Here is a 24,127-nt window from a genome sequence, read left to right as displayed (position 1 = left end):
TGAATTTTAAATGAGTGCATGCAATCTTAATCATTCGCAGCAAGATGTCAGGCTGAAATTTGAGAGTCAAAAGGCATTTTTACCATCCGAATTGAGTCAAACATTAGATCGATATCTTGAAAAAAGGAATTCGCAGGAAACATTGAATGAACTTTTTCATCTATTGAAGAAGTATGACTTGTCTACCCAGGAGGAACAGGAATCAAGAAACGAAAAGTTTAAACGGATAATGCTGTAAACGAGAAAGAACGAGGGTGCAAGTATACTCCCGTTCTTTTTTGTTTTTTGCAGCATTATGGAATCTTCTGTTAAATGATTTAAGGGATTCCGCGGGAATGGGCTAACTAGCATTTTCTTTTTAATCTGCGCTTCAGTAATCATTTTAAGTAACGCAGACAAGGGTTAAGTGTAGCTTTAAAGATCTAATCAATCGTTTGATTAAATCTCATGAAATGACTACCAGGCCTTCAATAGAAGCATGGAGAAAATAAAAAAGCGGGAGCCCATAAGGAGCTCCTGCTATTTCTTTAAAAACCATCATCTGTTGCGGTGAAGGGGATGTTAAGGTTTCGTTCAACGGCACGAAGTCTTTGATTTAGTCGATTCAGCCTATTCGTTTGACGTTGATCATTCTGACTCAGTCTGGTTATTTCTTGGTTTACACGGTTCACTTCTCGATTTATCCTTGTAATTTCTTGGTTCTGCCGAGTGAGCTCCCTCGATTGGCGCTCGTTTTGACGCTCAAGTTCCCGGACTCTTCTTTCAAGTTGTTGAGGCTGCCTTTCAACATCGAATTGGTCAGGCACCTGGCTATATGGATTTTCTTGTACCTGCTGAAGGTTCCAATCTTGCTGTGGCATGTAATCAAATCGTTCAGGCTGTTGGAAATATGGGTTATAATTAGGCTCAAGGTACTGGTAATTTCCATTTTGTTGTGGAAAAGGGTAAAATCCGTATGAATTCATGGTCAACTCTCCTTTTTTAATCAGGATGGATACGTTATAACTTATGTAAGTTTCGGTGAAGTGACTAGGCGTTAGCCCATAAAAGCGGGGAGAAGTGTTAATTTACAGAAAAAATTTCAATAAATTTGCAGAAACCATCCGGTTCCTATATCGTTTAGGATAGGAGAAATTCTTTTAATCCATCTTGAAACCAATTCCAAGGATAATCCGTATATATAGAAAAGAGTGTAAGTCAGGAGTGTAATGATTATGAATCGATTTCTTGCTGATTTTTTTCCGATATTGATCGCATTTCCAATGGTTTTGCCGGTTTGGATAATTAGTTATTTTGTATTGAATCAACCGTTTGCCCTGTCCGTTGTCATATCTTTAGCGGGAGGGGTGCTTGCATACTGGCTAAGTTCCGTATATTTTTCATCGAGATACCTCAAGAAACATGAATTGACGAGAAAAGAATATCAATATATAAAGAAAAATTTAACGGAAGCAAAACCGAAGATTTGGCGGGTGCAAAAAGCACTAATCTCGGTCAGGCATATCTCTTCTTTCAAACAGAGGAAGGATATGATTAAAATGATCAGGAAAATTTATAGTCTGACGAAAAAAGAACCGAAGCGGTTTTACCAGGCGGAACAATTTTATTACTCGCATTTGGATTCCGCCATGGAGCTTGCGGAGAAATATGTTTTTTTAGCACAGCAGCCAAAAAAGAATAGGGGACTCGAACTCTCCTTAACAGAGACTCGTAAAACTTTAAAGGAACTCACTAATACGATAGAAAAGGATTTATATAAAGTGATTGCCGATGATATCGATCACCTTAACTTCGAATTGGATGTTGCGAAGCAATCCATTAAAACGAGAAAAGAGTCACAAGTAATTGATGAAAGCAGGAGGTTAAAATGAATAACAATGATCCAAACCTGTTGAATAAAACGAACAATGCCAGTTTGATCGATGATCTTTTAGCCAATCCATTTGATGGGGTTCAGGAGCTGGAGAAAGCATCTTCACAGGAAGCGAAACCGGTTAAACTGATTGATGTCATTCCTGAGGAGAACAGGGCAAAGGCTTTTCAGCTTGCCGAACAAATCGACCCAACGAATCATCAGGCGATGATTTCCTATGGTACACCCGCCCAATCAAAGCTCCTGACCTTTTCTAATTCCATGCTTGAGCATGTCCAGAAAAAAGATGTGGGTGAAGTGGGCAACATTATCAGTGATTTAATGAAAAAGTTAAACGAGCTTAGCCCGGATGAGCTAAAACCGGATAAGCCCTCATTCTTTGCACGTATGTTCGGGAAGCTCTCAGGATCTGTACAGGAGGTGCTATCCAAGTATCAAAAAACAGGGGCCCAAATTGATCGTATCAGTGTGAAACTCGATCGGAGCAAGAATATCCTGCTATCGGATATCGTAATCCTTGAAAAGCTATATGAAACGAATAAGGATTACTTCCAGGCATTGAATGTCTATATTGCAGCTGGGGAAATCAAACTCGAAGAAATCCATGGGAAAACGATTCCGGAGCTAAGGAAGTCCGCTGAATCAAGCAATGATCAAATGAAGTTTCAAGAAGTCAATGATATGCTGCAATTTGCTGAACGGTTGGATAAAAGGCTTCATGATTTGAAATTGAGTCGCGAAATCACGATTCAAAGCGCACCGCAAATCAGGCTGATCCAAAACACGAATCAGGCACTAGTCGAGAAAATCCAATCTTCGATCATGACAGCGATTCCGCTTTGGAAAAATCAGGTTGCGATTGCATTGACCTTAATCAGGCAAAGGCATGCTGTAGAAGCACAAAAGCAGGTTTCCAAGACTACGAATGACTTGTTATTGAAGAACTCTGAGATGCTGAAAACCAATACCATTGAAACGGCTAAAGAAAATGAGCGCGGACTTGTGGATATTGAAACATTAAAGAGCACTCAAGCTAACTTGATTTCCACGCTTGAGGAAACCATGAGGATTCAAGAAGAAGGAAGGCATAAACGCCGGCAAGCGGAACAGGAATTGGCAACAATGGAAAATGAACTGAAACAGAAACTATTAGAGATAAAGGGATGAGGGGAGATAACATGGAAACTATCGAAGCTATAAAAACGAGAAGAAGCATTGGAATCGTTAAGCAAGATCCGGTACCTAAGGAAATGATCGAGCAAATCATTGAAGCTGGAACGTATGCACCCAATCATCATCGAACGGAGCCTTGGCGTTTTTTTGTTTTGACTGGAGAAGGAAGAAATAAACTTGGCCAGGTATTCGAAGAAATCACAAGAATTGAAAATGCTGATGATACCCCTGAAAGTTTAATCAGCAAGCTCGAACGGCAAAAAAAGAATCCATTAAGGGCTCCAGTCATCATCGCAGTGGGCATAGAGCCTAGTGATAAGAATAACGTCCTTGTGGCAGAAGAATATGCGGCAGTGAACAGTGCCATTCAAAACATGCTTCTTGCAGCACATTCCCTAGGTCTGGGAGCAGTATGGAGAACGGGGAAAATAACTTATCATGAAAAGGTCCGTGAATTTTTCAATTTATCCTCTAAAGGAGAGGTATTGGCTTTCATATACTTGGGTTATCCTGACATGGAGCCGAAACCTGCTAAGAAAACACCGTTTGATGAATTGACCACATGGATCGGATGAAGGATTGAGGGGCGGCTGCATCAGTGTATAGACACTGATGCAGCTTTTTTTTTGCCGTCAATAAGGCTTCCTTAAAACTGATTTTCCTGAAAGGGATTTGGATCCGTCAGGCTTCGTTTCAAGTGACGATTGATCAATTAGGTTGTACAATACATAGGAAGAATAAATTTTGATGAATTAGGATGTGTCTATAGATGAGAACGATTGATCCATTTGAGATACTTGATGGAAAAGCGATAAAATATCTGGATGTTTTTGGCGTGGAGGATGGAATTGCTTTAAAGAGTAAGTATGAAGATAAAACGTATTGGATATATGATTATTATTGCATGCACCAGACTTGTGATTGCCAGGAGGTATACCTTGAATTCGTTGAGGAACTTAAAGGCAATAAACAGGCAGGACAGCATTTTGGTGTGAGGGTTTCTTTTGGTGATAATAAATTTGTCCTTGAGGATTATAATATTTCCAAGCAAAAGGCGATGGATATTGCGGAAGATACGTTAAAATACAGTAAAGATGTAATGGAGTTATTTAAACAGCGGTATCAGCAAATGAAGGATAAAGGCACGCAAATCATCACGGAAAGTGCAAAGGCGGCTAAAATGCCGCATGTTCATACAGAACCGATCATTGGCAGAAACGAACCTTGCCCATGTGGAAGCGGGAAAAAATACAAAAAATGCTGCGGCGCGGCTTAACATCTCATGGAAGCTGACTCGATTCGGGTCGCTTCTTTTTTATTTGGTAAAAAATTGAGTAATGAATAAAAAAATATGGTATTTAACGAACGTTTGTTCTATAATTAGGATACCAGATAATAACACAAAAAGAAATAAAAAGTAGTCATTTAGACGGAATTTTCCAAAAACTTCTTTTTTATTTTCATAAATCTGGTATATATAAGAGAGAAGGGTTTTTTGATCTCATCTCTTTCAACGGTAAACGGCAACCAGACGGGATGAAAATCCCCACACTGATGGCAGTTTAACTTATTGAACGAAGGAAGGGGTAATCAAATGACAAGAGAAAGAAGATTAATACCTTACAAAGTTCTTGAAGTAATGGAAACGGTGAAAGAGAAGATTCCTGAGGGTGTCGAGCTTGTGAAAGCACCGGCGATTTGGGAGAAAAGCAATTATGGTGAGGGCGTGGTAGTTGCCGTCATCGATACAGGCATTGACAAGGGACATCCAGACCTCAAAGAAAGAATCATTGGCGGGAAGGATTTTACCAATACTGGGGATTATCAAGATGATAATGGACATGGGACACATGTCAGCGGTACGATTGTGGCTGCCATTAATAATGCTGGTGTAGTGGGAGTGGCTCCGAAAGCGAGCATATTAGCGTTAAAGGCCCTAAATGGTCAAGGGCAAGGTGATATAGATTGGATTAATGGGGCTCTAGAGTATGCAATCAATTGGCGGGGACCTAATGAAGAAAAGGTTTCGGTTATTTCACTTTCACTTGGCGGGCCTCCGGATGAGGCTGAACACAAACTCATTCAAAAAGCCCTTCAGAACGATATCCTTGTTGTTTGTGCAGCCGGAAATAGCGGTGATGGGCGTCATGAAACGGATGAATTGGATTATCCAGGAGCATATCCCGAGGTAGTGGAAGTCGGAGCTGTGGACTTAAGCAGAAATTTAGCGGATTTTTCAAATACGAATGATGAAATTGACTTGGTGGCGCCAGGGGTTGATATTCTTTCTACGTATCCAGGAAATAAATATGCCAGGTTGAGCGGAACGTCAATGGCTACGCCACATGTCAGCGGTGCAGCAGCCCTCTTGAAAGTGATTGCTGAAAAGGAATTTGACCGCAATTTAACTGAAGCGGAATTATATGCACAGCTGGTGAAAAGTACGGAAGATCTGGGAATAAGCAAAAAAGCACAGGGAAATGGGTTGCTTAACTTAACGATAGCGGACCAAAGAGCTGATAAATCGATTAAGATTACAATAGAATCAGAAAACATTAAGTTACCGAGTAAATCGGTGGTCATGGAATAATAGAAGAGAAAAAAGGTGCCTCAAGAATTTTTGGGGCACCTTCCATAATGATTATTTTTTAGTTTTCCTTAGAGCTGCAAAAAGCGCTACAATAGACAGAATTAGTGAAATGACAGCCAGAGTGATGATCAGCGTTTGATTGCCATCACCTTCTGATGTTGCTGAATCCTTTGAATTGTCAGTTGCCGTGGAATCATTAGTGTCAGCCTCATCTTTGTGGCCATGGTCCGCAGGTTCTGCATCAGCCTTGGGCGCAACTGTAATCTCCGTTACAGAATGCGGTAGGTCTGAGCCTTCATCACCGCTCCATTCAACAATTTCACCATCTTCGTAATACTGAAATGCATCCCATGCAACTTTCGTTTCTTCTTTAGGATTTTGTGCTACGAAAGAGAATTGCTGGAATTGTCCAGCTGCTATTCCTTCATCAGTTGCTGCCCAAGTTACCGATTTTACATGCCCATCTTTGTCACCTTCTGTCGTTACTTTCCACCCCGGTACAGGCTGATAGCTTTCAAAAGTAACCCCTTCAGGTACTTTTAAAGTCACCTTTGTAGTGGCAGTTTCTTTTTCTACTGGTACTTTGAGTGTATAAGTTTCCCACGCCTCAGGTGCAGATGAACTAGGCTTGACTGTAACGTGAGCATATGCTGAACCGGAAAAAATGAATAATGCGGCAAAAGTAAAAATAAGAAGCTTTGAAATGTTTTTCATTAGTATTAATCCCTCCTGTCATGAATTTCCTATGAAAACTATAAAATCAGCATTGATTGAATCCAGGCTTTCAGTTAATCCGTGAACATGGATACTCCACTTTCCTGGCATGGTTAATATAGACTTTGATGTAAATGTACCTGTGTTTTTCTCCTTCATCTGCAGCTTCATTTCACCATTTGGCGTATCTAATGGCTGCATTGTGATTGTAAGCTGCTCTATATCAGCAATTGGCTTCCCTTCATTGGAAAGGTTTACTTGAATCAGGTTATCTCCAACTTCATTGGGGGTCACCATTAATGTAACCTCATTATTTTCTTCAGTCAGCAAGGTCTTTTCAATGGGCCCGGGAGAAGACATGGCAGTTTGGATATTTGTCAATAGAGCTGCAACGAGTAGTATGACGACCCCTAAACCAAACTCCATTCCCACACTATAACCAAGTTTTTTCGTTTGCTTTTTCCCTCGGAGAAAATGAAAGCCTCCTAGAACGATCATGACTAACATGAGACCGACTTTCGCTAGTAACAATTGGCCATATGTTGTGTTAAACAATGAATGGATAGTCGGTACATGCTGTAAACTGCTATATATCCCGCTGACAATCAGTATGATTACAAACAGAAATGCCCATTTGGAAAACCTTGAAATGATCGACCAATAAAACGTTTTCTTATCTTCTTGAACTGCCTGCCGATCGGCAAGCCCAGGCAAAATCACCAATAAGGCCATAAGGCCGCCGAGCCATAAAGCCATGGACAATAAATGAAGGAAATCCATCAAAACGGCCAGTACCTGATTAGGAACGGCTGCTGTATGTCCAGTAAAAGCCTTACAAATCATCAAGCAGGCAATTATGATGAAAGAGAGGTAAGGTAGTGATTTATTCAGGGAGTTCTCAAGCATGAAATAAATCACTAAAAATAGAAGCAGCAATATTAGAATTTCAATGATCCAGACCGATCCAAAGTTTGTCCCATTCAATACTTCTTTTATATAACTAACTTTAAATGCATCAGTCCAACCTACGCCAGCATCAATTGTAACTTTTAAAGGCAGACTGCAGAAGATGGAAAATGCTAAACCTGCATATGAAAGCCAAAGGTATAGACGAGTTCTTCTGCTAGCTTCAAAAAGTCGAGAATCCTGTATTAACGATAATCTAAAAAAAAGGATTCCGGTTAGGGCAGCGAAGCATATGTATTGAAGACTTTGCAGGATTACATTGAAGGAATTCGGAAAACTTGCATTCACTTCGGAATTTTCTTGGTCTGAAAGACCGGCTGAGTCTCCGAATTGAAAGGGTATTGTTCCTTCAATGGGATGGCCATCACTCGAAACCACCCTCCATTTAATGTAGTAAATCCCTTCATCGATAGTGCCATTCCATCTAGCTTCCAGTACTTTTTCACTTTGTTCCGAGATTGCACTGTCTTGGATTTGAATTTTGTCCCCATCTTGGCTGAATACCTCAAGCGAATGGAAAGCTGGTTGTATATTCTCACTGAATTGAATGCTGATTTTTTCAGGAAGAGTATCCATCGCTTCATTCGGGCTAGGATTAGAGCTTATTATTGTAGCATGACCAAAAGCCATTGCCGGGTTTAAAAGCAAAACGAACAGGCTGACTATCAGCCAAAAATATTTTTTCATCTTTGTGTGCCATCATCCTTTCATCAGATTATGTAAGTTTATTATAAAAGGAAAATGTGAAAAAACAGTGAAAATAAATTAGTTATCTAAAGGCAGTTTAAGAGGTTCGCTAGAAAAGTGATAACAATAAGGTTAGGTGACCTGCCTCCCTCCATTATAACCATAGTATTGGTTGGGGATTCCGCTTTGCACCAAAGCCATCAAAATTATCCTCAGAAAAAATCATCTTTAACATCAGCAGAATCCTCGGATAAGGAGAGTAAATCATCATTAACATCAGCGGAATCCTCGGGTAATCTAAAACCAAGCAGTGGTGCCAGCCAATTACCGAAAAGACAGCAACTTGAAAGTAGTTCAACACAAAAACTGAAAACGGATTCTATAGAGAAGGTAGCGTCAGCAGATTCTTTAGGTGAGGAAGGAAATAATGCACCAGTGTTGAACAATCTTACTGTACCAACCGGAGTATGGAACAAATCTTTTGAATCTAATGAGCATACCTATCATATCGAGGTCGATAATTATATTTCTTCAGTCGAAATGGATGCAGCGACAAATTCCAGCGGAGCAACGATTGAATATGACGGTGAGAGCAGTAAACACGTGAAGATCAAGGATTAAGCGAAGACGGCCATTTCCGTTACCGCGCCGGACTTACGTCCTTGTTTTTGAAAAGGATATGGAGGTGGAGATGGATGAGGAAGAAACCGTGGATGATGTCAAAACAAAAGAAGCTGAAGTTGAGGCAACACAAATGAGTACGGCTGGCAAGAAAGTTAGCGATACATCCAATGATATAGAAGGCCAGGTTAATGTGAAACAGCCTGTCGAGACTGTGTCATTCTTTGGGAATATAAAGGAGGATTTCTTCACTCTCAGCTTAAATAGGATCGTTCTGAATCCTGCAAAAAAGGACAAGGTTTAGGCTTGTCCTCGGATTCAAGATTTTATGGGCAAAATGATTTGGACCTCGGTTCCGTGGTTTAGTTCGCTGTTAAAGCGGACCTTTCCCCGATGCGCCTCGATGATTCGACAACTGACTGTCAGTCCTAATCCGGTTCCTTTTTCTTTAGAAGAATAGAAAGGTTCTCCAAGATGCTTTATCCGGTTTTTTTCAATTCCGCTTCCATTATCTTTGATGGTGATGGAAAGGTTATTGTCCATGCGTTCGAAATCAATCCAAATGTGATCGGCGGATGCCTCCATTGAATTTTTGAGCATGTTTATGAAAACTTGTTTTAGTTGATTTCCCTCACATAATAGATGCGGTATTTCGTTTTTAACAGATATTGATATTTGGGTGGGGTACGAGTCCGCCTCTGGTTTCAACAAGGTTTTGACATCATTCATCAGGTCGATGATTTGATGTTTGCTGAATGGAAGTTCCTGTGGTTTTGCCAGAACGAGTAACTCGCTTACAATAAGATTGATCCGGTCCAACTCACTTAACATGATTGTGTAGTATTGTTCATAGGGATGGTCGCTCTTTTTAAGCAGCTGGACGAAACCTTTTAAAGAAGTCAGCGGGTTTCGTACCTCGTGGGCCACACTTGCGGCAAGTTCGCCGACTATCGATAATTTTTCGGTTCTTCTTAAGCGTGCTTCGGTTTCCCGGATTTGAGTGACTTCTTTAGCATAAGTAATGATTCCGACTAAATCCTCGCCAACCATCATCGGGACAAACGTACAAGAAAGTAAGATGGGCGTCCCGTACTTCGTCAGAAATTCTATATCTTTCCCTTTTTTGATCCCCTTATGATTTTCCATGACATATTGGCAAGATGTACGGATCAATTCCGCGTCTACTGCGGAAAAGTTCAAATTAATGAATGAGGCTCCATGTATTTCTTCCTGTTGAAAGCCTGTTACCGTTTCAAATCTAGGATTCACGGTCGTGATCATTCCGTTTAAATCAAGCATCAGCATCGGATATGGGTTGTGTTCAAACAATGATTTATAGCGTTGTTCACTTTCGAATAATTGATTCTCCGCGACAACCCTTTCAGAAATATCCCTGCCAATGACGACTAAGCCTTTTCGTGAACCATCCTCATTGAACAAGGGAACCTTGATTGTATCAAAGGTCTTGTGATTGCCATCGGGAAGAGGGATGATTTCCTCACACCGTGTGATTTCCCCTTTTACCCACGTTTCTTCATCGGAAACTTCACAGTAGATCAACGACTCTTTATAAAATTCCGAGTATTCTGCGAGCTCACTGTCTCTTTTTCCCTTATAATCTACATGCTCCAATTGAAATAATTGCAGCCCGAAGGTATTGGATTCAAGCCATCGGCCATCACCATCCTTGAAGTTAACGAAATCCACCATTGAATTGATGAGTGTACGCCGACGTTGTTCCGCTTCTTTTAATCGTTTGAATTCTTCTCTTTTAGCTAAATAAAGATATAAGACCAAGCCTATGGATAAAAGGAAAACAAAGCCTTCCACTCTTTGAAGTTGAATAAAGACCTCTTTGTTTTGGATATTTGTAATTAAAAAGTAGTCGAACACGACTAATGTAAGAATCCCGGATAGGATATATATTGCTAAGATGGAGCTTTTGGACATGGAGATTCTCCCTGATTTTAAGACGTTTCAAAGGTGAAATTACATACACATTTTAACAAACTATCGGAAAAAAATATATGCAGAATCCTAAATAAAAAAACAGGGCCAATGTGGTCACCTGTTTTTTCTGTAGAAGGTAAGTTTCTTTTTCTTTTTTGCACGCTTATAGATAATGAAAAATAGTAAGAAGAGGAGTGCGAGTGCAGCTAGCGTGTATTGGTTCATTTCAACAGATAGCAGTCCATAGGGAATCAGCGATAGGAAGAAAAAGTATATAAGGTTGCCAAGCGCCGTCGCTAATAAAAAATCCTTGTACGTGACAGTGCTGACGCCAGCTGCCAAGTTAATTAAGCTTGTTGGGATAAGCGGGAAAATCCTGCCTGTAAAAACGTACATGAAGCCATGCTCCACAACGGTTTCTTGCCACTTTTCGCCAATCTTCTTTAAGAGAAGCTCCTGAAACCAGTTTCTTGCTGCATAAAAAATGAATCCTGAGGCAACAACACTTGTAAACCAACTCCATAGATAGCCATATATGAATCCGAATATCGTGACATTGATAGTCAGGAGTAAAATTAAGGGGATGATTGTAAAAGAATTTTGTACAAACATCAATACGAATGTCACAATAAATGTAAGCAAAAGGTTTTCCTTCAATATGCTAATAACAGAATCCAGGTCACTTTTCCAAACCAAAGTGAACAGATCTGCATTAGAGTATATAAATATTGCAATTACAAGCAGACCGATTATGGTCAGGACTTTTTTCAAAGGGCCACCACCATTCTTGCTAATAGTTTATCATTTTCGAGTTCATTGGTGAAAAAAAAGAGCTGCCGCATCATGCAGACAGCTCTTTTCCATTATAGTGGCTTAAAGGTTCGAAGATTCCTTTTAAAGCCACTTTTCAAACTGAATTCTTTTGTTCATTCCATAAATGATTGGAGCTCCAATCAGGAGGACAACGAACTCACCGACAGCCGTGGTCATCCAGCTTAGCCAGAATGGCAAGCCAAAGGCAAGGTTCAGTTCAATTGCAATTAAGAACATTGTGAACGTGAAAAAGATAATCGTGGCGATCATCCGTCCTTTAATGCCTTTTATGAAACGAGAAACATAAATGACAAGCAATAAGGCAAGCAGGGATTGCCCCACTCCAAAAATCAAATCATATGGCACCATCGGTGAAAAGAGAAGATTCGATATGAAGACTCCGCCAACGATACCGTAGATATACTTTTTATTGAATACAATCAGATGATTCAGCATTTCCGGTACTCGGAATTGGAACATCTCAAAAGCTATTGGTTTAAACACCAATGAGACCGCCACATACAAGGCAGCCAATAACCCGTTTATCACGAGTGTACGAACATTCATTTTACTCTCTCCCTAGTTTTTTATCGTGGGATGGTTACGAACCACGTGTAGGCGTTTACCCAATGTTTAATAGTATCGCATGTACGCTTGTTTCGTCAATTTGTAAAGAATGGTTTTAATTTATAAGTTTCCAAGCAGGAGAAGTAGCACAATGGGATTTTGATTTATTGCAATGAAGGATGATATTATTTCAATATGTATGTCAAAGGAGTGAGTATAATATGTCGATCGAGAGTGTCAAAAGCCATTTTAAACAATGGAATCGGGAAGGCGACGTAAAGGAGTTCGAAACATCGAGTGCTACGGTGATTGAGGCAGCGGAAACCATCGGTGTTATACCAGCGAGGATTGCTAAGACTCTTTCCTTTAAAGGGGAAGGTGAACACGCGATTTTGGTAGTTGCCGCAGGGGACGCCAAAGTGGATAATAAGAAATTTCGTCAGACATTCGGCTTCAAGGCACGAATGCTTGCGCCTGAAGAAGTGCTTGCACAGACAGGCCATGCAATCGGGGGAGTTTGCCCGTTTGGTCTGGCAAACGATTTAGCTGTTTTTCTAGATGTATCGATGAAGCGCTTCGAGTCATTGTTCCCGGCTTGCGGAAGTGCGAACTCTGCAATAGAACTTACACTCGCTGAATTGTTTGAATATTCAGGTGCGAAGGATTGGGTGGATGTTTGTAAGGGCTGGGAAGAAAGGGGGAATGAGGAAACGGCAGTAGGCAATGCAGTTGATGGCATTTGATTAATGGGTGCCAAAAAATTAGATCCACATGATTGGGATTGAGTCCACTGCAGTGGACTTTATTTGTGGGGGCCGCATGCATTTCTATGATTAAAGCGGAAAAAGGGCAGAAAGTGTTCCTGAGCGGAGGTTGAAAGATGTTAAATGGAAGCGAAAGAAAAAGCAATAGTAGCTATCTTAGTCTTAAAACACTTTATGAAGAAAATATAACGGTTAAGAGCATTGCCCAGGAGCTTGAGTTTTGCCATAAAAATGATCTGGCACTGGATATTCAGAAAGCATTGGAAAAAAAGAATTTTGATATATTGGCAGTCCAAGATCAAGGGGAAATCATCGGTTATATCGAAAGACAAGAACTAGGTGAAGGAACTATTTCTGAATATTTGAAAAACTTTTCACCAAGGGAAATGGTTTCGGATTCAACCCCTTTGATCCAGCTTCTCCATATTTTTAAGAATAAAACAAGGGTGTTCGTATTGGAGAATAATTCAATTAAAATGTTGATTACCCATGCCGACCTTCAAAAGCCTCCGATCAGGATGCTGATATTCGGATATATTACCTTATTGGAAATGAGGATGAGTGATATCATCCTGGATAGATTCGGCGATGGCAGCTGGTATCCAATGATCAGCGAAGACCGTTTAGAAAAGGCAACCGAATTATATAGAAGGAGAATCGATAAAAATGAGGATATCAATATAATAGAGTGCCTGCAAATCAGTGATAAATTCGATATTATACATAAAGATAAAGAGTTGAGGTGCTTCTTCCAAATCCCGTCGAAAAGTAAAGGGAAGAAGGATGCGAACGCCATCCGGAAATTACGGGATAAGATTTCCCATGCTAATGAACTGGGGCTGGACATGTCATGGATGGAAATCATCGAGGTTGTCGAGTCCTGCGGCCGACTGCTCGAAATCTCTGAATCCTATCCTTACGAAAAATAAGATCCGGCTAATCACGCTGGTTCTTTTTTTGCTCATCCAGACAGAAAAAAACTGCCCATATCAGGCAGTCTCCCCGAAAATTCAAAACTCCGGCAGTTGATCCAGGTTATTTTCCTTTATCCCATCGGGCTCACTCCGCAATATGTCACGTCCATATTTATGAAAGACGTCAACATTGGCCAGGTTGCCCGCCTTTGCTTCCGCAAGGGCAGTGGGGTAGTCGAGTTCGCGGCCGGAGTTCGTCTTGATGGCGATAATATTGTCCTCTTCATTTTTCCTTACGGCGATGATTTCTTCTTTTCCTGCTGAATCAGGTTGGTTTGCTTGCGGTGTTCCCTGCTGTTTATATGATTCATAGGCTTTTTCAAATTGGTCCATGTTTTAGACACCTCCTATTTATAGGGTGAGCCATTTTTTCTGCAATATACAAACCGGATTTCGTCCAACTTGAGCCGTTAATTCGTCCAAATGGGCCGATTTTTCGGCACTTTTTTTTTGTGATTGTTGTCTTCTTGGCCTTTTTGCAGTGGCATGGCACTTGCATCTTGTAAGTAGTAGTAAGAAATAATATCCACTGGATTAAGGGAGGAAAATGGATCATGAATGTAAAACAAGGGGCAAGCACTGTAAATGCGAAACAACAGGTCAAGACAATGAAAGCGGCGGTCGTCAATGAATTTAACCAAAAACTTGAGATTAAAGAAGTTCCCATCCCAGAGTTGGAATATGGTGAGATATTAGTGAAAATTAAAGCCTGTGGCGTGTGTCATACCGATTTGCATGCGGTACATGGTGATTGGCCGGTAAAACCCAAGCTTCCGCTTATCCCCGGACATGAGGGTGTGGGCATTATAGAAAAGGTGGCAGAAGGCGTAACTTCCTTGAAAGTGGGTGACCGTGTTGGGATCCCATGGCTTTATTCGGCCTGTGGTGATTGTGAATATTGTCTGACCGGAAGGGAAACGCTTTGCTTGGATCAATTGAATGCAGGCTATTCCGTGGATGGCGGGTATGCTGAATATTGTAAAGCACCTGCCAAATATGTGGTGAAGGTTCCTGAAGGGCTTGACTTTGCGGAGGTTTCACCAATTTTCTGTGCAGGTGTAACGACCTATAAAGCTCTTAAAGTATCGGAAGCAAAACCTGGTGATTGGGTAGCGGTTTATGGAATTGGCGGATTGGGACATGTTGCGCTGCAATACGCAAAAGCGATGGGCTTTAATGTGATTGCTGTCGATATTCAAGATGATAAGCTTGATCTGGCAACGGAACTTGGGGCGGATTACACGGTTAATGGACTGAAGACCGATCCTGTACAGGCCATAAAGGATAAAGTCGGCGGTGTGCAGGCGTCCATTTCTGTAGCGGTTACGAAAAAAGCTTTCGAACAGGCTTACAGTTCAATCAAGAGGGGCGGCACACTTGTCGTAGTCGGTTTGCCGAATGATGAACTTCCCATCCCGATTTTTGATACAGTGTTAAATGGGGTAACTGTAAAAGGGTCCATCGTCGGGACGAGAAAAGATTTACAGGAAGCTGTTCAATTTGCGGCTGAGGGTAAAGTCAGAACGAATATTGAAACAAGAAAGCTTGATGAGATCAATGACGTGTTTTCAATGATGGAAAAGGGAGAAATCAACGGACGCATCGTATTAACGCTAGAATAGGAAAAGAAGAGGAAGCCCTGGAACGGGGCATCCTCCTTTTTATTATGTCTGGCTCTTCTCATTTAATATATAACGTAATTTCCTTATGGATATCTGCAAGCATTTGGCAGCTTCATTCCGGTTGCCGTAGGTTTTTTGCAGTGCCTGCATGACGAGCTCCTTTCCGATTGTTGATTGAAGCTGTTTGATTTCCGTAAGGATGTCTTCAAGCATCAGTTCATCCTTCTCATTAAAATCAGCCACCAGCCTTTTTCGCCACTCTTCAAGAAGGTTTTCAGTTGACTGAATCGCATTAGGTGACACATTTTTGTCAGGAGTGATCTGACTGTTGGATAGTGAGATATCATTGGCGGTTATTATCGACTTATGGTCTGCAAGAGTTAGCGTGCGCATGACCACATTAGAAAGTTCGCGTATGTTGCCTGGCCAGTTGTATTGCTGTAATTTTTCAATGGCTTCATTGGAAAAAGAAATATCTCCATGACCATTTCTCTCAACCAAGTGACGGACAAGCAAGGGAATATCCTCTTTTCGGCTCCTTAATGGCGGGATATCGAGAGTCACGACGTTCAGTCGGTAAAATAGGTCTTCCCGAAATTTATTTTTGTCCACTGCCTGCTGCAGATTTTCATTGGAGGCGGCCACTAACCGGGCGTTCGTCCGTAATGTCCCGCTGCTGCCAACCCGCATGAATTCCCGCGTTTCCAAAACCCGAAGCAATTTGACTTGAATGGCGGGACTCGCATCCGCAATTTCATCAAGGAAAAGCGTCCCATTCCCAGCAATTTCGAAAAAACCCTTTCGCAGCTGGGTCGCTCCTGTGAAAGCTCCCTTTTCATGACCGAATAATTCGCTTTCAAGCAGGGATTCAGAGATTGCTCCGCAATTGATGCCGATAAAAGGTTCATGGTTTCGGGGGCTGGCAATGTGGATGAAGCGGGAAAGCACTTCTTTTCCGCTTCCGGTTTCTCCTTCAATTAATACATTGACGGATTTTTGGGCCACCTTGAAAGCCGTTTCAATCAAATTCTTCATTAAAGGACTTTCACCGACAATGAGTCCTGAATCCTCGGCTAGCTTATGGATGAAATGCTGATTCAAAGCTTCATTTTCATTCAATAGGTTGTCAATCTGCCTTTCCAGTACTTCAATATCCACGAAAGGTTTTTCCATGTAATCACTCGCGCCGAGCTTCATGGCATCAACGGCGGTCTTGACGGTGCTGTATCCGGTCATGATCAGTACCTTGCAACGCGGCTGCAGTTGTTTTAGATGCTGCAGGAGGGAAAGACCATCACAATCCGGAAGCTTCAGGTCTATCATTGCGACATCAAAACGCTGCTGATTCCAATCGATCTCATGAAACTCCGTCCCGCTATTCACAACTTGAACGAGGTAACCTTTCATCGTAAAAAGGCGGGATAAAAAAGTCCCAACCTCTTTCTCATCGTCTACCACAAGTAAATGAACCACCTTATCATCCCCTTTCTTCGTCTGCTTGTAAGGGAAGCCTCAGGAAAAAAGTGCTTCCTTGCCCTGGTGTGCTCAAAACGTCGATCCTTCCGCCATGGTCTTTGGCGATGCCGAGGCTTACAGACAGCCCCAAACCCGTACCTTTTTCACGGTCTTTAGTCGTATGAAAGGGATGGAATATGAAGGGCAGGCGTTCTTTTTCAATCCCCGTTCCGTTATCAGTCACCTGAACCACCATGAACTTGTTTTCTGTATAGGTAGTTATTGCAATCGCTTTTTCCGTTTGGCCGGACTCATCCAATGCGTCCTTGGCATTCAATAGCAAGTTGATGATGATTTGTTCGATCTGCGGCTGGCTGCCCTTAATGAAAGGAAGGTCTTCCTGAAGGGTAAGATGGAGGGAAATCTGCTTCTTCCCAAGTTGGAACTTCAATAGGTTCAGGACCTGGTGAATGGCTTCATTAATAGAGTAATAGTGGAATCTATACTCATCCTGCCTTGAAAAGGTAAGCAGGCTTTTCACTATTTGCCTGCATCGATCTCCGCAAATCTTGATATCATCCAATAGCATATAATCCAGATTGTCCTGTGGGGTTTTCCGTAATAAAATTTGCGAGTTACCAAGAATGGCCGTTAATGGGCTATTCAATTCATGGGCAATCCCTGCTGCTATTTCACCAATCGCCCCAAGTTTCCCGGCATGCAATAGCTGGACTTCCATCTGTCTTCTTTCGGTGACGTTTTTATAATAAGCAATGACCCCATATACTTGATGCTCCTTATTCTGAATCGGGTAGGCATGCATTTCCAAAATGGTATCATGCTGAAGGAGAATTTCCTGAAACCCTGGCTTATTACACGTAAAGGTATCTTGAATCAGAGATTGGGATTTTTCAATTAAAGCAAGCAGGTCGGAGAAGTCCCTGGCTGAATCATTGGATTGATAGACCGTTCCTTTGTGATCAAAGACGAGGATCATGTCTTCAACTGCCTTGAATGTATCCTCCCATTCCTGTTTGGAATGAAGAACTTCCTTATAAAGCTGGGCATTCTCCAAAGTTAATGCAAGCTGGTTGGATAGTTGCTCAAGAAATTCGAGTTCATCTTCAAGCCATGTGTTCTTTTTCTTCCTGCCGAACGTCCAGATTCCGATTTTTTTACTTTTTCCGTATAAAGGGACTAATAGAAGTGATTCGATCTCAAGGGATAATAGACGTTCCTTTTCCGGCAAGTCCGGTAACTGGTTAACTTCCACCTGAATCGGCTGCTTTTCCTTCAAGGCCAATGAGAAATCCTGAAAACGATGTAACAAGTTTTTGGGATCCATTTCAAGTTCGCAGTGCCCATTAGGGGAGATGTGAAGCAGGGCAGGTTCTTCCTCATGCAATATGACAAAATGACTGTCATCGAAGGTAATGAGCTGTTTAAGTTTTGCAATAACATTTCGAAGAATCTCTTGGATGTCGATGTCCATATTCATATTTTTTGTGATGTCATTCATGATTTCAAGCTGCATATTCTTCTTCTTCAGCTGATCCACGGTTTTCTTAAGTTCCGTGTAATACGTTTTCTTTGCAGATTTCACACCTGTCATTAAATCTATCAATTCAAGTTTGTTCATGCGTTTCACCTCTTAAAGGGCAGTAAGAAGCAGATGATTAATCTGTTCTAATGACATATCACGAGGATTCGTGATCATGCAGGCATCCTCAAGAGCGGTCATCCCAATGGGATCTATCATTTCTTTCGTAATGCCGACATCACTTAAACTTTTGGGAGCCCCTATATCCTGTGATAATTCCCTTACGAAGCTAATGGCTGCCATTCCTGCTTCCTGCTCGGTCAATGCCCGTGTATCGATGCCCATGATGTCGGCAATCTCGCTGAATCGCCTTGGTGAGGCAATTCGATTGAAATACATGACATGGGGAAGGAGTATCGCATTGATTTCACCATGCGGAAGGAGGTACTTGCCGCCTAGGGCATGTGAAATGGCATGGGCAGCTCCCAAAATGGCATTGGAAAAGGCGAGTCCAGCTTGAAGGCTCGCCATCGCCATCGCTTTTTTTGCTTCCTCATTATGCCTGGATGCAACAGAGGGGCGTAAGTGGCGGGAAACGATGGAAAGAGCGTTTTTGGCTTGTACATCTGTCAAAGGTGTCGCAGCGATTGAAACATAGGATTCGATGGCGTGGGTTAAAACATCCATTCCCGTAGCTGCTGTCAAATCCGGTCCCAAGGTGGTTAAGGTACCAGGGTCGACTATTGCAATATCGGGGACGAGTGATTTTGAAATGATCGTCATTTTTTTCTCGCGGAATGAATCGACGATCACCGAAAACTGAGATACTTCCGAACCCGATCCTGCAGTGGTCATGATCATCACCATGGGCGGGAGGGGAGAGTGGACTTTATCAACCCCTTCATAATCACTGATGATGCCGCCATTCGTTACTAAAAGGGCAACCCCTTTGGCGACATCCAAAGCACTGCCTCCACCCAACCCGATGATGGCATCACATTCTTGTTCTTTAAATGCCAAACAGCCGGCCTCGATCTCCCTGTCCTTCGGATTGGTCGTCATTTCAATGAAGGTAGCAAAAGCAAGGCCTGCATCTTGGCAGGATGTAATGACTTTATCTAACCAGCCAGCATTGGCCACCCCGGAGTCGCTTACTATCAGCGCCTTTTTGGCACCTAGCCGCAAGCATGCCTCGCCAGCTTGTTCAATCGAACCTTTTCCAAAAATCACTTCCGGCATCACAAATTTTGTTATCGACATCTTTGCGCCTTCTTCCTGTAGAAATTCTATCTCTTCTGTATTATTTTCCCGAAAAAGAGCGGAAATCCTGTTTGGATTACAGGTATTTTTATATAATATGACAAAATATCGATTGGGGGAGAACTTTTGGCGCGTGCCAAACCTCCTATTCATTTCTTTAATTTGTAAATTCGGTACTTTAGACATGCATAAATAGGGATAAACCTACCTAGTTCGTATTTTTTATATATTGTAAAATTATGGAGGAATCTATTAAACTGGGAGGCAATCTATGAAAAAACAATTTATGTCGGTAACATTAATCGCAGCATTGACACTCGGGACAGCCGGGGCAACCACCGCATTATCAGCGCCACATTCATCGCCGGTGTTATCAGCGCCATCCACGGACAAGCAAGTCATTAAAAGAATCGATGCCGATAAAATCTACAAGAATATTGAATACCTCTCACAAACACCTCGGGTGGCCGGTACGGATTCTGAGTATAAAGCCGTCCAATTCATCAAAAAGCAATTCCAATCTTATGGCTATAAAGCCGATATTGAAGAGTTCAATTTTTTATCTTATACAGACCCAAATCTGGTCGAGCTGTCTGTTGCCGGAGTTGATGGCGAAATCAAAGCGAATAATTTAACCTATTCAGTTAATGGGGACCTATCCGGTGAAGTGGTATATGCCGGTTTAGGAACGAAAGAAGACCTTGAGGAAACCGACGTTGCAGGGAAGATTGCCCTTATACAAAGAGGCAGCCTCACTTTTGCAGAGAAAGTATTGAATGCAGCAGAAAAAGGAGCATTGGGTGTCATCCTGTTCAATAATGCTGATGGGGAATTAAATGGGACACTCGGAGGGGCTAATGACAAATATATTCCATCCGTCACGATCACCAAAAAGGATGGAGAAGCCCTTCTGGAAAAACTGAATGCTGAAGTCAAATTGACAGCCTCATTAAAAATCGAAGGAGCTTATTCTGGAGAAAAAACCTCTTATAATGTAGTGGCAACGAAAAAAGCAACAAAGAACAATAAAGCAAAAAAGAGCGATATCATTTACATTACTGGACATCATGATTCCGTCGCGGGAGCACCCGGAGCGAATGATGATGCATCAGGAACATCCGTCACCCTTGAACTTGCACGTGTTCTGAAGAATCTTCCTACAGACACGGAAATTCGCTTCGTCACCTTTGGGGCAGAGGAAAATGGATTGCTGGGTTCAGAGCATTATGTGAGCAATCTCCCTGATGATGATATCAAGCGGACCATTGCCAACTTCAATCTCGATATGGTGGGAAGCAGGGATGCCGGAGATTTGGTCATTTTGACTAATGATGGAGAAATGAACCTTGTAACCGAGCTTGCCCAGGCATCAAGTACAAGACTGAATGGTGAGCCGACTCCATATGGACAAGGCGGGAGAAGTGACCATGTATCCTTTGCTGAGGCTGGAATTCCCGCTGCTTTATTCATCCACAGTCCATCAGAACCTTGGTATCATACACCAGATGATACCATTGATAAAATCTCAAAAGAAAAGCTTCAGGATGTTGCTGAAATTGTCGGCACGGCCGTTTATGACCAAGCTAAAATCGAAGCCAAAAAACCTGATCTTAATCATAAAAAAGGGAAAAAGGTGAAAGTTCCACATTTATTTGACGAAAAGGAATTCAAATAATGCAGTAAATATTTAGAGGGTGCAGCTTGCACCCTCTTTTTATGTTAAAAATGGAAAAAGAGGGGTAATAAGTCTATTTCGGAAATGGTGCCTATGGGAAGGATTCCCTGAATACCTAGCATAAATAGCTTATTTATCCCTATTTAACTCTAATACTATAATCCTTATAATGAAAATTATGAAAAATATGACAGTCTACATAATGAGATCAGTATGTTTGAGGTGATTTTTTAAGTGTATGCAAATTCATTGAGTGAAATTCACTCAGCCCTCTCCAGCAAAATGTCCGATGTTAATGAAAAAATCAATCGTTTGGAGCAGGCAAAAAGACAAATCAAAGAAGAACAGAATGCATGTCTGGGGGAAGTTGCTAAAATTAAAAATCCGGACCTGGGTAAAAGCTGGACGGGAAACCGTGCAGAAGACTTTCAAGATGCCCGCAGTGATGCATACAAGGCAATGTCAACGATCATTCATGATGATTATGACGACTATCAAGAGAAAATCGACGGTAAAATCATGCTGCTTAATATAGAGAAAAAGGCTCTAAGTGCAGCGGGTACGATAGCACATGAAGCGGATGTTCTTTTAGGTAAAGGGGAAGCCGTCATCGATCAATTGGAAAGAAAAATATCATATTTAAAAGGGTGGTTGTTTTAATGACGACAATCAAACTGAATCATCCCGCCGTAACGAAGCAAGTCGATCAGGTGAAGACGGCACTTGGTACAGTCACGCTTGGAAATTTGCCGGCAGGCGAGCTTGGCAACAATAAATTGGAATTCACCTCGAAATGGATCGACCGGGAAACGAACCTGGAGAAGGTCTTCGAGCAATATATCAAAATCGTCCAGAAAAATGTGGAAGATACCCGTGCCAACATTGACTTATTAAAAGAGCAGGATGAAGCCATCGCCCAAGCGTCTTCACATGGGTATCCAACGCGATGAAGATATATGAAGCCGAGACATTGACGGCCGCTACCAAGTCGCGCGCCAAGCAATATGAAGAACTAAAGAAGGAAGTCACAGCCCTGAAGAAAGAATTTCAGGGCATCGTCGGCCTGGATAACGAGTTTCAAGGAGCCGGTGCTGCCGCCATCAAAAGCTTCTATGAAGCACAAATCGAAGTGGCGGATGCCTGGATGGAACTATTCACGACCCAAATCAGTTTTTTGGAAGGCATACCGGCCACCTTGGAAGAGGCGGATCTCTCCGGAAATACGGTGGTCGAGGTTCCCTTTTTAGATGGCGAAGTCTCAAACGGAATCAACCAAGCGAAGTCGCTTGTCGATGAACAAGCGAACGATCTCCAAAGGATCTTGAACAGCATTGACGATATCCTGCCTCTTGATAGGTTCGACCAAAAAGACTTTAATGAAAAAATCACGCTGGCCGGGCACAGGCTGGATGACACCGTGACAAAGGTCGAGAATGTCGACCGGCAATTGGTCGAAGAATATGATGTGTCCATCGGGCAGGAGAACGTGGCCGTTGGCCTTTTCCGTGCCTTGCTTGATGCCACCAAACAGGACGGCAACGTTTCGCCGATGACCTTCAACCAAACGGCATTCAAAAATAGTGACGTCTATCAAGTGAAGGATGAAGTCGCCGGTCAGATGAAAGACTATCAAACCTTCAAAAAGCAGCAAGCCGAAGCCCTGAAAATCGAACGTGAAATGGAAGAACTCGAAAACCGCCCATGGTACGAAAAAGCCTGGGATACGACAAAAACCTTAACAGGGGAATTCACGGGATATTATGATTCAATCAGGGCCTCAACAGGAGTCGATCCAGTAACCGGCCGCAAGCTGTCCGATGCCGAACGAATCGCAGCCGGCGCCATGGCGGCCGCTGGATTCATCCCCGTTTTCGGCTGGGCCGGCCGGGCCATCAAGGGCGGCAGCGCCATCTACAAAACGGCCAAAGGACTCAACGCAGCGAACCACGCGCTCGATGCCTATAAAACGACAAAAGGCTTTAGCCTCCTCCAGAAAACTGAATACGGGATATATGGGCTCCTCGCAGCCAACGGCCTCGGTGAAGCAGTCACCGGCAAAGACATGTTCGGCCATCAACTGACCGAGGAACAGCGCCAGAACGGCCTGTTGATGGCACTCGGAATCGGTGGTGTGGCAGGTGCGGCTAAGTATGTGGATAGTCGACAGCTTAAAAATATTAGTGAACAAACAACTAACGGTAGAAAAGTTAAAACCCAATTTGACTCAAAAAAATTAAAGGACTTACAAGGCTTTAATAGTAAAATAGATGATGTACTCAAGAATGTAGGTATGACCTCTTCAGAATTTAAAGAATTAAAATTAAAATCTCATGATGAGTTAACCGATTTGGAAGTAGAAAAATTAAAAACAATTAGAGAAGCTGTTCCACCTATTACAAGGAAAACTATTTTACAAAAAACCATTCCAGGTCAGGATATAGAAAAATACTTAGATGGCACATATTCTGAAATTGGAGGCTACGTTGCAAAAGCCGAAGATGTACATGATATAAAGCTTTATGACGATTTCGTTGAAAGTTTGAGGCTAGATTATACGGATTGGAATGGGAAAAGACCATTTCCAGAAGGAGGAAGTACCTACGGAGTAATAAAATTTATGACAAATGAAGTGGATTCAATATATGTGCCATATGGTAAAAGATTTGGAGGTACTAATGAAGATGCTCCACCATGTACACTAAATGGTTTTACTGCGTCTAGAAATGATACAGTTGTACCGGAGTTTAGATTTGATAATTATTATCCTCCAAAGCATGGAGCAGAACTTTACCAAGTTATTGAAGGAAAAGAAACTTTAGTTGGAACATATAATCAAATAGAACAGAAATTTGTTAAGGAAATAGTGAGTTAAGGTTGGAGGAT

At 42.0% G+C, this 24,127-nt stretch carries 24 protein-coding genes, 1 pseudogene and 1 riboswitch; of the genes and pseudogenes, 15 read left to right on the top strand and 10 right to left on the bottom strand.

Annotation, left to right across the window (positions count from 1 at the left end):
• Positions 1 to 10: 10 nt before the first annotated feature.
• Positions 11 to 238, top strand: a complete 228-nt coding sequence (locus tag ACFVS1_RS22365; protein ID WP_352926782.1) for a hypothetical protein — start codon at positions 11 to 13, stop codon at positions 236 to 238.
• 289 nt (positions 239 to 527) lie between these two features.
• On the opposite strand, the gene ACFVS1_RS22360 is transcribed toward ACFVS1_RS22365, so the two are convergent.
• Positions 528 to 965, bottom strand: coding sequence for a hypothetical protein (locus ACFVS1_RS22360; protein ID WP_387550570.1), 438 nt, complete (start codon positions 963 to 965; stop codon positions 528 to 530).
• Positions 966 to 1,214: 249 nt separating this feature from the next.
• Between ACFVS1_RS22360 and ACFVS1_RS22355 the strand changes: the two genes are divergently transcribed.
• The 5 genes and pseudogenes from ACFVS1_RS22355 to ACFVS1_RS22335 all read left to right on the top strand — a co-directional run bounded on the left by ACFVS1_RS22355 (position 1,215) and on the right by ACFVS1_RS22335 (position 5,636).
• A complete protein-coding gene (locus ACFVS1_RS22355; RefSeq protein WP_352926785.1) occupies positions 1,215 to 1,871 on the top strand; it encodes a 5-bromo-4-chloroindolyl phosphate hydrolysis family protein in 657 nt (218 codons plus the stop codon).
• Positions 1,868 to 3,040 carry a toxic anion resistance protein gene (locus ACFVS1_RS22350; protein ID WP_387550567.1) on the top strand — a complete coding sequence of 391 codons (1,173 nt, stop codon included), beginning with the start codon at positions 1,868 to 1,870 and terminating at the stop codon, positions 3,038 to 3,040. The genes ACFVS1_RS22355 and ACFVS1_RS22350 overlap by 4 nt, the downstream gene beginning before the upstream one ends.
• 11 nt (positions 3,041 to 3,051) lie before the next feature.
• Positions 3,052 to 3,621: a nitroreductase family protein gene (locus tag ACFVS1_RS22345; RefSeq protein ID WP_241590121.1), complete on the top strand. Its 570-nt coding sequence runs from the start codon at positions 3,052 to 3,054 to the stop codon at positions 3,619 to 3,621.
• Positions 3,622 to 4,244: 623 nt separating this feature from the next.
• Positions 4,245 to 4,322: pseudogene (locus ACFVS1_RS22340) on the top strand (SEC-C metal-binding domain-containing protein); the annotation flags it as partial.
• A 318-nt stretch (positions 4,323 to 4,640) separates the two neighbouring features.
• On the top strand, positions 4,641 to 5,636 hold the full coding sequence (locus ACFVS1_RS22335) for a S8 family peptidase (protein WP_352926794.1): 996 nt from the start codon (positions 4,641 to 4,643) through the stop codon (positions 5,634 to 5,636).
• Positions 5,637 to 5,687: 51 nt separating this feature from the next.
• Here the strand turns inward: ACFVS1_RS22335 and ACFVS1_RS22330 are convergent, their stop codons facing one another.
• Together ACFVS1_RS22330 and ACFVS1_RS22325 are read right to left on the bottom strand one after the other, a co-directional pair.
• Positions 5,688 to 6,350 (bottom strand): YcnI family copper-binding membrane protein, encoded by a 663-nt coding sequence (locus ACFVS1_RS22330; protein ID WP_352926796.1) that lies wholly within the window; start codon positions 6,348 to 6,350, stop codon positions 5,688 to 5,690.
• Between the two features lie 18 nt (positions 6,351 to 6,368).
• A complete protein-coding gene (locus tag ACFVS1_RS22325; protein WP_387550562.1) occupies positions 6,369 to 8,003 on the bottom strand; it encodes a copper resistance CopC/CopD family protein in 1,635 nt (544 codons plus the stop codon).
• A gap of 117 nt (positions 8,004 to 8,120) precedes the next feature.
• On the opposite strand from ACFVS1_RS22325, the gene ACFVS1_RS22320 reads away from it, so the two are divergent.
• Both ACFVS1_RS22320 and ACFVS1_RS22315 read left to right on the top strand, forming a co-directional pair.
• Positions 8,121 to 8,624 carry a hypothetical protein gene (locus tag ACFVS1_RS22320; RefSeq protein WP_387550559.1) on the top strand — a complete coding sequence of 168 codons (504 nt, stop codon included), beginning with the start codon at positions 8,121 to 8,123 and terminating at the stop codon, positions 8,622 to 8,624.
• A gap of 70 nt (positions 8,625 to 8,694) precedes the next feature.
• Positions 8,695 to 8,928: a hypothetical protein gene (locus ACFVS1_RS22315; protein WP_387550556.1), complete on the top strand. Its 234-nt coding sequence runs from the start codon at positions 8,695 to 8,697 to the stop codon at positions 8,926 to 8,928.
• 14 nt (positions 8,929 to 8,942) lie between these two features.
• Here the strand turns inward: ACFVS1_RS22315 and ACFVS1_RS22310 are convergent, their stop codons facing one another.
• The 3 genes from ACFVS1_RS22310 to ACFVS1_RS22300 all read right to left on the bottom strand — a co-directional run bounded on the left by ACFVS1_RS22310 (position 8,943) and on the right by ACFVS1_RS22300 (position 11,954).
• Positions 8,943 to 10,574 (bottom strand): ATP-binding protein, encoded by a 1,632-nt coding sequence (locus ACFVS1_RS22310; RefSeq protein WP_387550553.1) that lies wholly within the window; start codon positions 10,572 to 10,574, stop codon positions 8,943 to 8,945.
• Positions 10,575 to 10,688: 114 nt separating this feature from the next.
• Positions 10,689 to 11,345 carry a TVP38/TMEM64 family protein gene (locus ACFVS1_RS22305; protein WP_387550550.1) on the bottom strand — a complete coding sequence of 219 codons (657 nt, stop codon included), beginning with the start codon at positions 11,343 to 11,345 and terminating at the stop codon, positions 10,689 to 10,691.
• A gap of 123 nt (positions 11,346 to 11,468) precedes the next feature.
• A complete protein-coding gene (locus ACFVS1_RS22300; protein WP_048686195.1) occupies positions 11,469 to 11,954 on the bottom strand; it encodes a QueT transporter family protein in 486 nt (161 codons plus the stop codon).
• Between the two features lie 6 nt (positions 11,955 to 11,960).
• Positions 11,961 to 12,005: riboswitch (PreQ1 riboswitch) on the bottom strand.
• Positions 12,006 to 12,175: 170 nt separating this feature from the next.
• Here ACFVS1_RS22300 and ACFVS1_RS22295 point away from each other — a divergent pair.
• Together ACFVS1_RS22295 and ACFVS1_RS22290 are read left to right on the top strand one after the other, a co-directional pair.
• Complete coding sequence (locus ACFVS1_RS22295) at positions 12,176 to 12,697, top strand: YbaK/EbsC family protein (RefSeq protein WP_352926810.1); 522 nt, start codon at positions 12,176 to 12,178, stop codon at positions 12,695 to 12,697.
• Between the two features lie 137 nt (positions 12,698 to 12,834).
• Entirely contained in the window at positions 12,835 to 13,647 is an 813-nt protein-coding gene (locus ACFVS1_RS22290) for a hypothetical protein (RefSeq protein ID WP_241590112.1), read from the top strand.
• 81 nt (positions 13,648 to 13,728) lie between these two features.
• On the opposite strand, the gene ACFVS1_RS22285 is transcribed toward ACFVS1_RS22290, so the two are convergent.
• The gene (locus tag ACFVS1_RS22285; RefSeq protein ID WP_101224982.1) at positions 13,729 to 14,025 is read right to left on the bottom strand and encodes a DUF3892 domain-containing protein; all 297 of its coding nucleotides are present in this window, start codon (positions 14,023 to 14,025) and stop codon (positions 13,729 to 13,731) included.
• 275 nt (positions 14,026 to 14,300) lie between these two features.
• Between ACFVS1_RS22285 and adhP the strand changes: the two genes are divergently transcribed.
• Entirely contained in the window at positions 14,301 to 15,314 is a 1,014-nt protein-coding gene (adhP, locus tag ACFVS1_RS22280) for an alcohol dehydrogenase AdhP (RefSeq protein ID WP_387550687.1), read from the top strand.
• A gap of 42 nt (positions 15,315 to 15,356) precedes the next feature.
• Here the strand turns inward: adhP and ACFVS1_RS22275 are convergent, their stop codons facing one another.
• Genes ACFVS1_RS22275 through ACFVS1_RS22265 form a run of 3 tightly spaced genes read right to left on the bottom strand, consistent with a single transcriptional unit; the run spans position 15,357 to position 19,569 of the window.
• Complete coding sequence (locus tag ACFVS1_RS22275) at positions 15,357 to 16,787, bottom strand: sigma-54-dependent transcriptional regulator (RefSeq protein ID WP_387550544.1); 1,431 nt, start codon at positions 16,785 to 16,787, stop codon at positions 15,357 to 15,359.
• Positions 16,788 to 16,791: 4 nt separating this feature from the next.
• The gene (locus ACFVS1_RS22270) at positions 16,792 to 18,408 is read right to left on the bottom strand and encodes a GAF domain-containing sensor histidine kinase (RefSeq protein WP_387550541.1); all 1,617 of its coding nucleotides are present in this window, start codon (positions 18,406 to 18,408) and stop codon (positions 16,792 to 16,794) included.
• Positions 18,409 to 18,420: 12 nt separating this feature from the next.
• Complete coding sequence (locus ACFVS1_RS22265) at positions 18,421 to 19,569, bottom strand: iron-containing alcohol dehydrogenase (protein WP_387550538.1); 1,149 nt, start codon at positions 19,567 to 19,569, stop codon at positions 18,421 to 18,423.
• A gap of 271 nt (positions 19,570 to 19,840) precedes the next feature.
• On the opposite strand from ACFVS1_RS22265, the gene ACFVS1_RS22260 reads away from it, so the two are divergent.
• The 4 genes from ACFVS1_RS22260 to ACFVS1_RS22245 all read left to right on the top strand — a co-directional run bounded on the left by ACFVS1_RS22260 (position 19,841) and on the right by ACFVS1_RS22245 (position 24,116).
• The gene (locus ACFVS1_RS22260; RefSeq protein ID WP_387550535.1) at positions 19,841 to 21,244 is read left to right on the top strand and encodes a M28 family peptidase; all 1,404 of its coding nucleotides are present in this window, start codon (positions 19,841 to 19,843) and stop codon (positions 21,242 to 21,244) included.
• Between the two features lie 234 nt (positions 21,245 to 21,478).
• Positions 21,479 to 21,904, top strand: coding sequence for a YwqH-like family protein (locus ACFVS1_RS22255; RefSeq protein ID WP_387550532.1), 426 nt, complete (start codon positions 21,479 to 21,481; stop codon positions 21,902 to 21,904).
• Positions 21,904 to 22,194, top strand: coding sequence for a YwqI/YxiC family protein (locus tag ACFVS1_RS22250; RefSeq protein ID WP_352924892.1), 291 nt, complete (start codon positions 21,904 to 21,906; stop codon positions 22,192 to 22,194). Before ACFVS1_RS22255 ends, ACFVS1_RS22250 begins: the two co-directional genes overlap by 1 nt.
• Positions 22,191 to 24,116 carry a ribonuclease YeeF family protein gene (locus ACFVS1_RS22245; RefSeq protein ID WP_387550529.1) on the top strand — a complete coding sequence of 642 codons (1,926 nt, stop codon included), beginning with the start codon at positions 22,191 to 22,193 and terminating at the stop codon, positions 24,114 to 24,116. The genes ACFVS1_RS22250 and ACFVS1_RS22245 overlap by 4 nt, the downstream gene beginning before the upstream one ends.
• The last annotated feature ends 11 nt before the right edge of the window (positions 24,117 to 24,127 follow it).

Origin of the sequence: Peribacillus sp. NPDC058075 (assembly GCF_042885195.1) — a bacterium.
Classification (GTDB): Bacteria; Bacillota; Bacilli; order Bacillales; family DSM-1321; genus Peribacillus.
This window is presented reverse-complemented; position numbering and strand designations above follow the sequence as displayed.

Excerpts from the sequence above, each read along its gene's own strand:
- ACFVS1_RS22315 (WP_387550556.1), top strand. The coding sequence starts at position 8,695 with ATGGATGAGGAAGAAACCGTGGATGATGTCAAAACAAAAGAAGCTGAA.
- ACFVS1_RS22260 (WP_387550535.1), top strand. The coding sequence starts at position 19,841 with ATGAAAAAACAATTTATGTCGGTAACATTAATCGCAGCATTGACACTC.
- ACFVS1_RS22325 (WP_387550562.1), bottom strand. The coding sequence starts at position 8,003 with ATGAAAAAATATTTTTGGCTGATAGTCAGCCTGTTCGTTTTGCTTTTA.
- ACFVS1_RS22250 (WP_352924892.1), top strand. The coding sequence starts at position 21,904 with ATGACGACAATCAAACTGAATCATCCCGCCGTAACGAAGCAAGTCGAT.
- adhP (WP_387550687.1), top strand. The coding sequence starts at position 14,301 with ATGAAAGCGGCGGTCGTCAATGAATTTAACCAAAAACTTGAGATTAAA.
- ACFVS1_RS22345 (WP_241590121.1), top strand. The coding sequence starts at position 3,052 with ATGGAAACTATCGAAGCTATAAAAACGAGAAGAAGCATTGGAATCGTT.
- ACFVS1_RS22330 (WP_352926796.1), bottom strand. The coding sequence starts at position 6,350 with ATGAAAAACATTTCAAAGCTTCTTATTTTTACTTTTGCCGCATTATTC.
- ACFVS1_RS22245 (WP_387550529.1), top strand. The coding sequence starts at position 22,191 with ATGAAGATATATGAAGCCGAGACATTGACGGCCGCTACCAAGTCGCGC.
- ACFVS1_RS22270 (WP_387550541.1), bottom strand. The coding sequence starts at position 18,408 with ATGAACAAACTTGAATTGATAGATTTAATGACAGGTGTGAAATCTGCA.
- ACFVS1_RS22365 (WP_352926782.1), top strand. The coding sequence starts at position 11 with ATGAGTGCATGCAATCTTAATCATTCGCAGCAAGATGTCAGGCTGAAA.
- ACFVS1_RS22350 (WP_387550567.1), top strand. The coding sequence starts at position 1,868 with ATGAATAACAATGATCCAAACCTGTTGAATAAAACGAACAATGCCAGT.
- ACFVS1_RS22290 (WP_241590112.1), top strand. The coding sequence starts at position 12,835 with ATGTTAAATGGAAGCGAAAGAAAAAGCAATAGTAGCTATCTTAGTCTT.
- ACFVS1_RS22335 (WP_352926794.1), top strand. The coding sequence starts at position 4,641 with ATGACAAGAGAAAGAAGATTAATACCTTACAAAGTTCTTGAAGTAATG.
- ACFVS1_RS22300 (WP_048686195.1), bottom strand. The coding sequence starts at position 11,954 with ATGAATGTTCGTACACTCGTGATAAACGGGTTATTGGCTGCCTTGTAT.
- ACFVS1_RS22265 (WP_387550538.1), bottom strand. The coding sequence starts at position 19,569 with ATGTCGATAACAAAATTTGTGATGCCGGAAGTGATTTTTGGAAAAGGT.
- ACFVS1_RS22310 (WP_387550553.1), bottom strand. The coding sequence starts at position 10,574 with ATGTCCAAAAGCTCCATCTTAGCAATATATATCCTATCCGGGATTCTT.
- ACFVS1_RS22285 (WP_101224982.1), bottom strand. The coding sequence starts at position 14,025 with ATGGACCAATTTGAAAAAGCCTATGAATCATATAAACAGCAGGGAACA.
- ACFVS1_RS22295 (WP_352926810.1), top strand. The coding sequence starts at position 12,176 with ATGTCGATCGAGAGTGTCAAAAGCCATTTTAAACAATGGAATCGGGAA.
- ACFVS1_RS22360 (WP_387550570.1), bottom strand. The coding sequence starts at position 965 with ATGAATTCATACGGATTTTACCCTTTTCCACAACAAAATGGAAATTAC.
- ACFVS1_RS22355 (WP_352926785.1), top strand. The coding sequence starts at position 1,215 with ATGAATCGATTTCTTGCTGATTTTTTTCCGATATTGATCGCATTTCCA.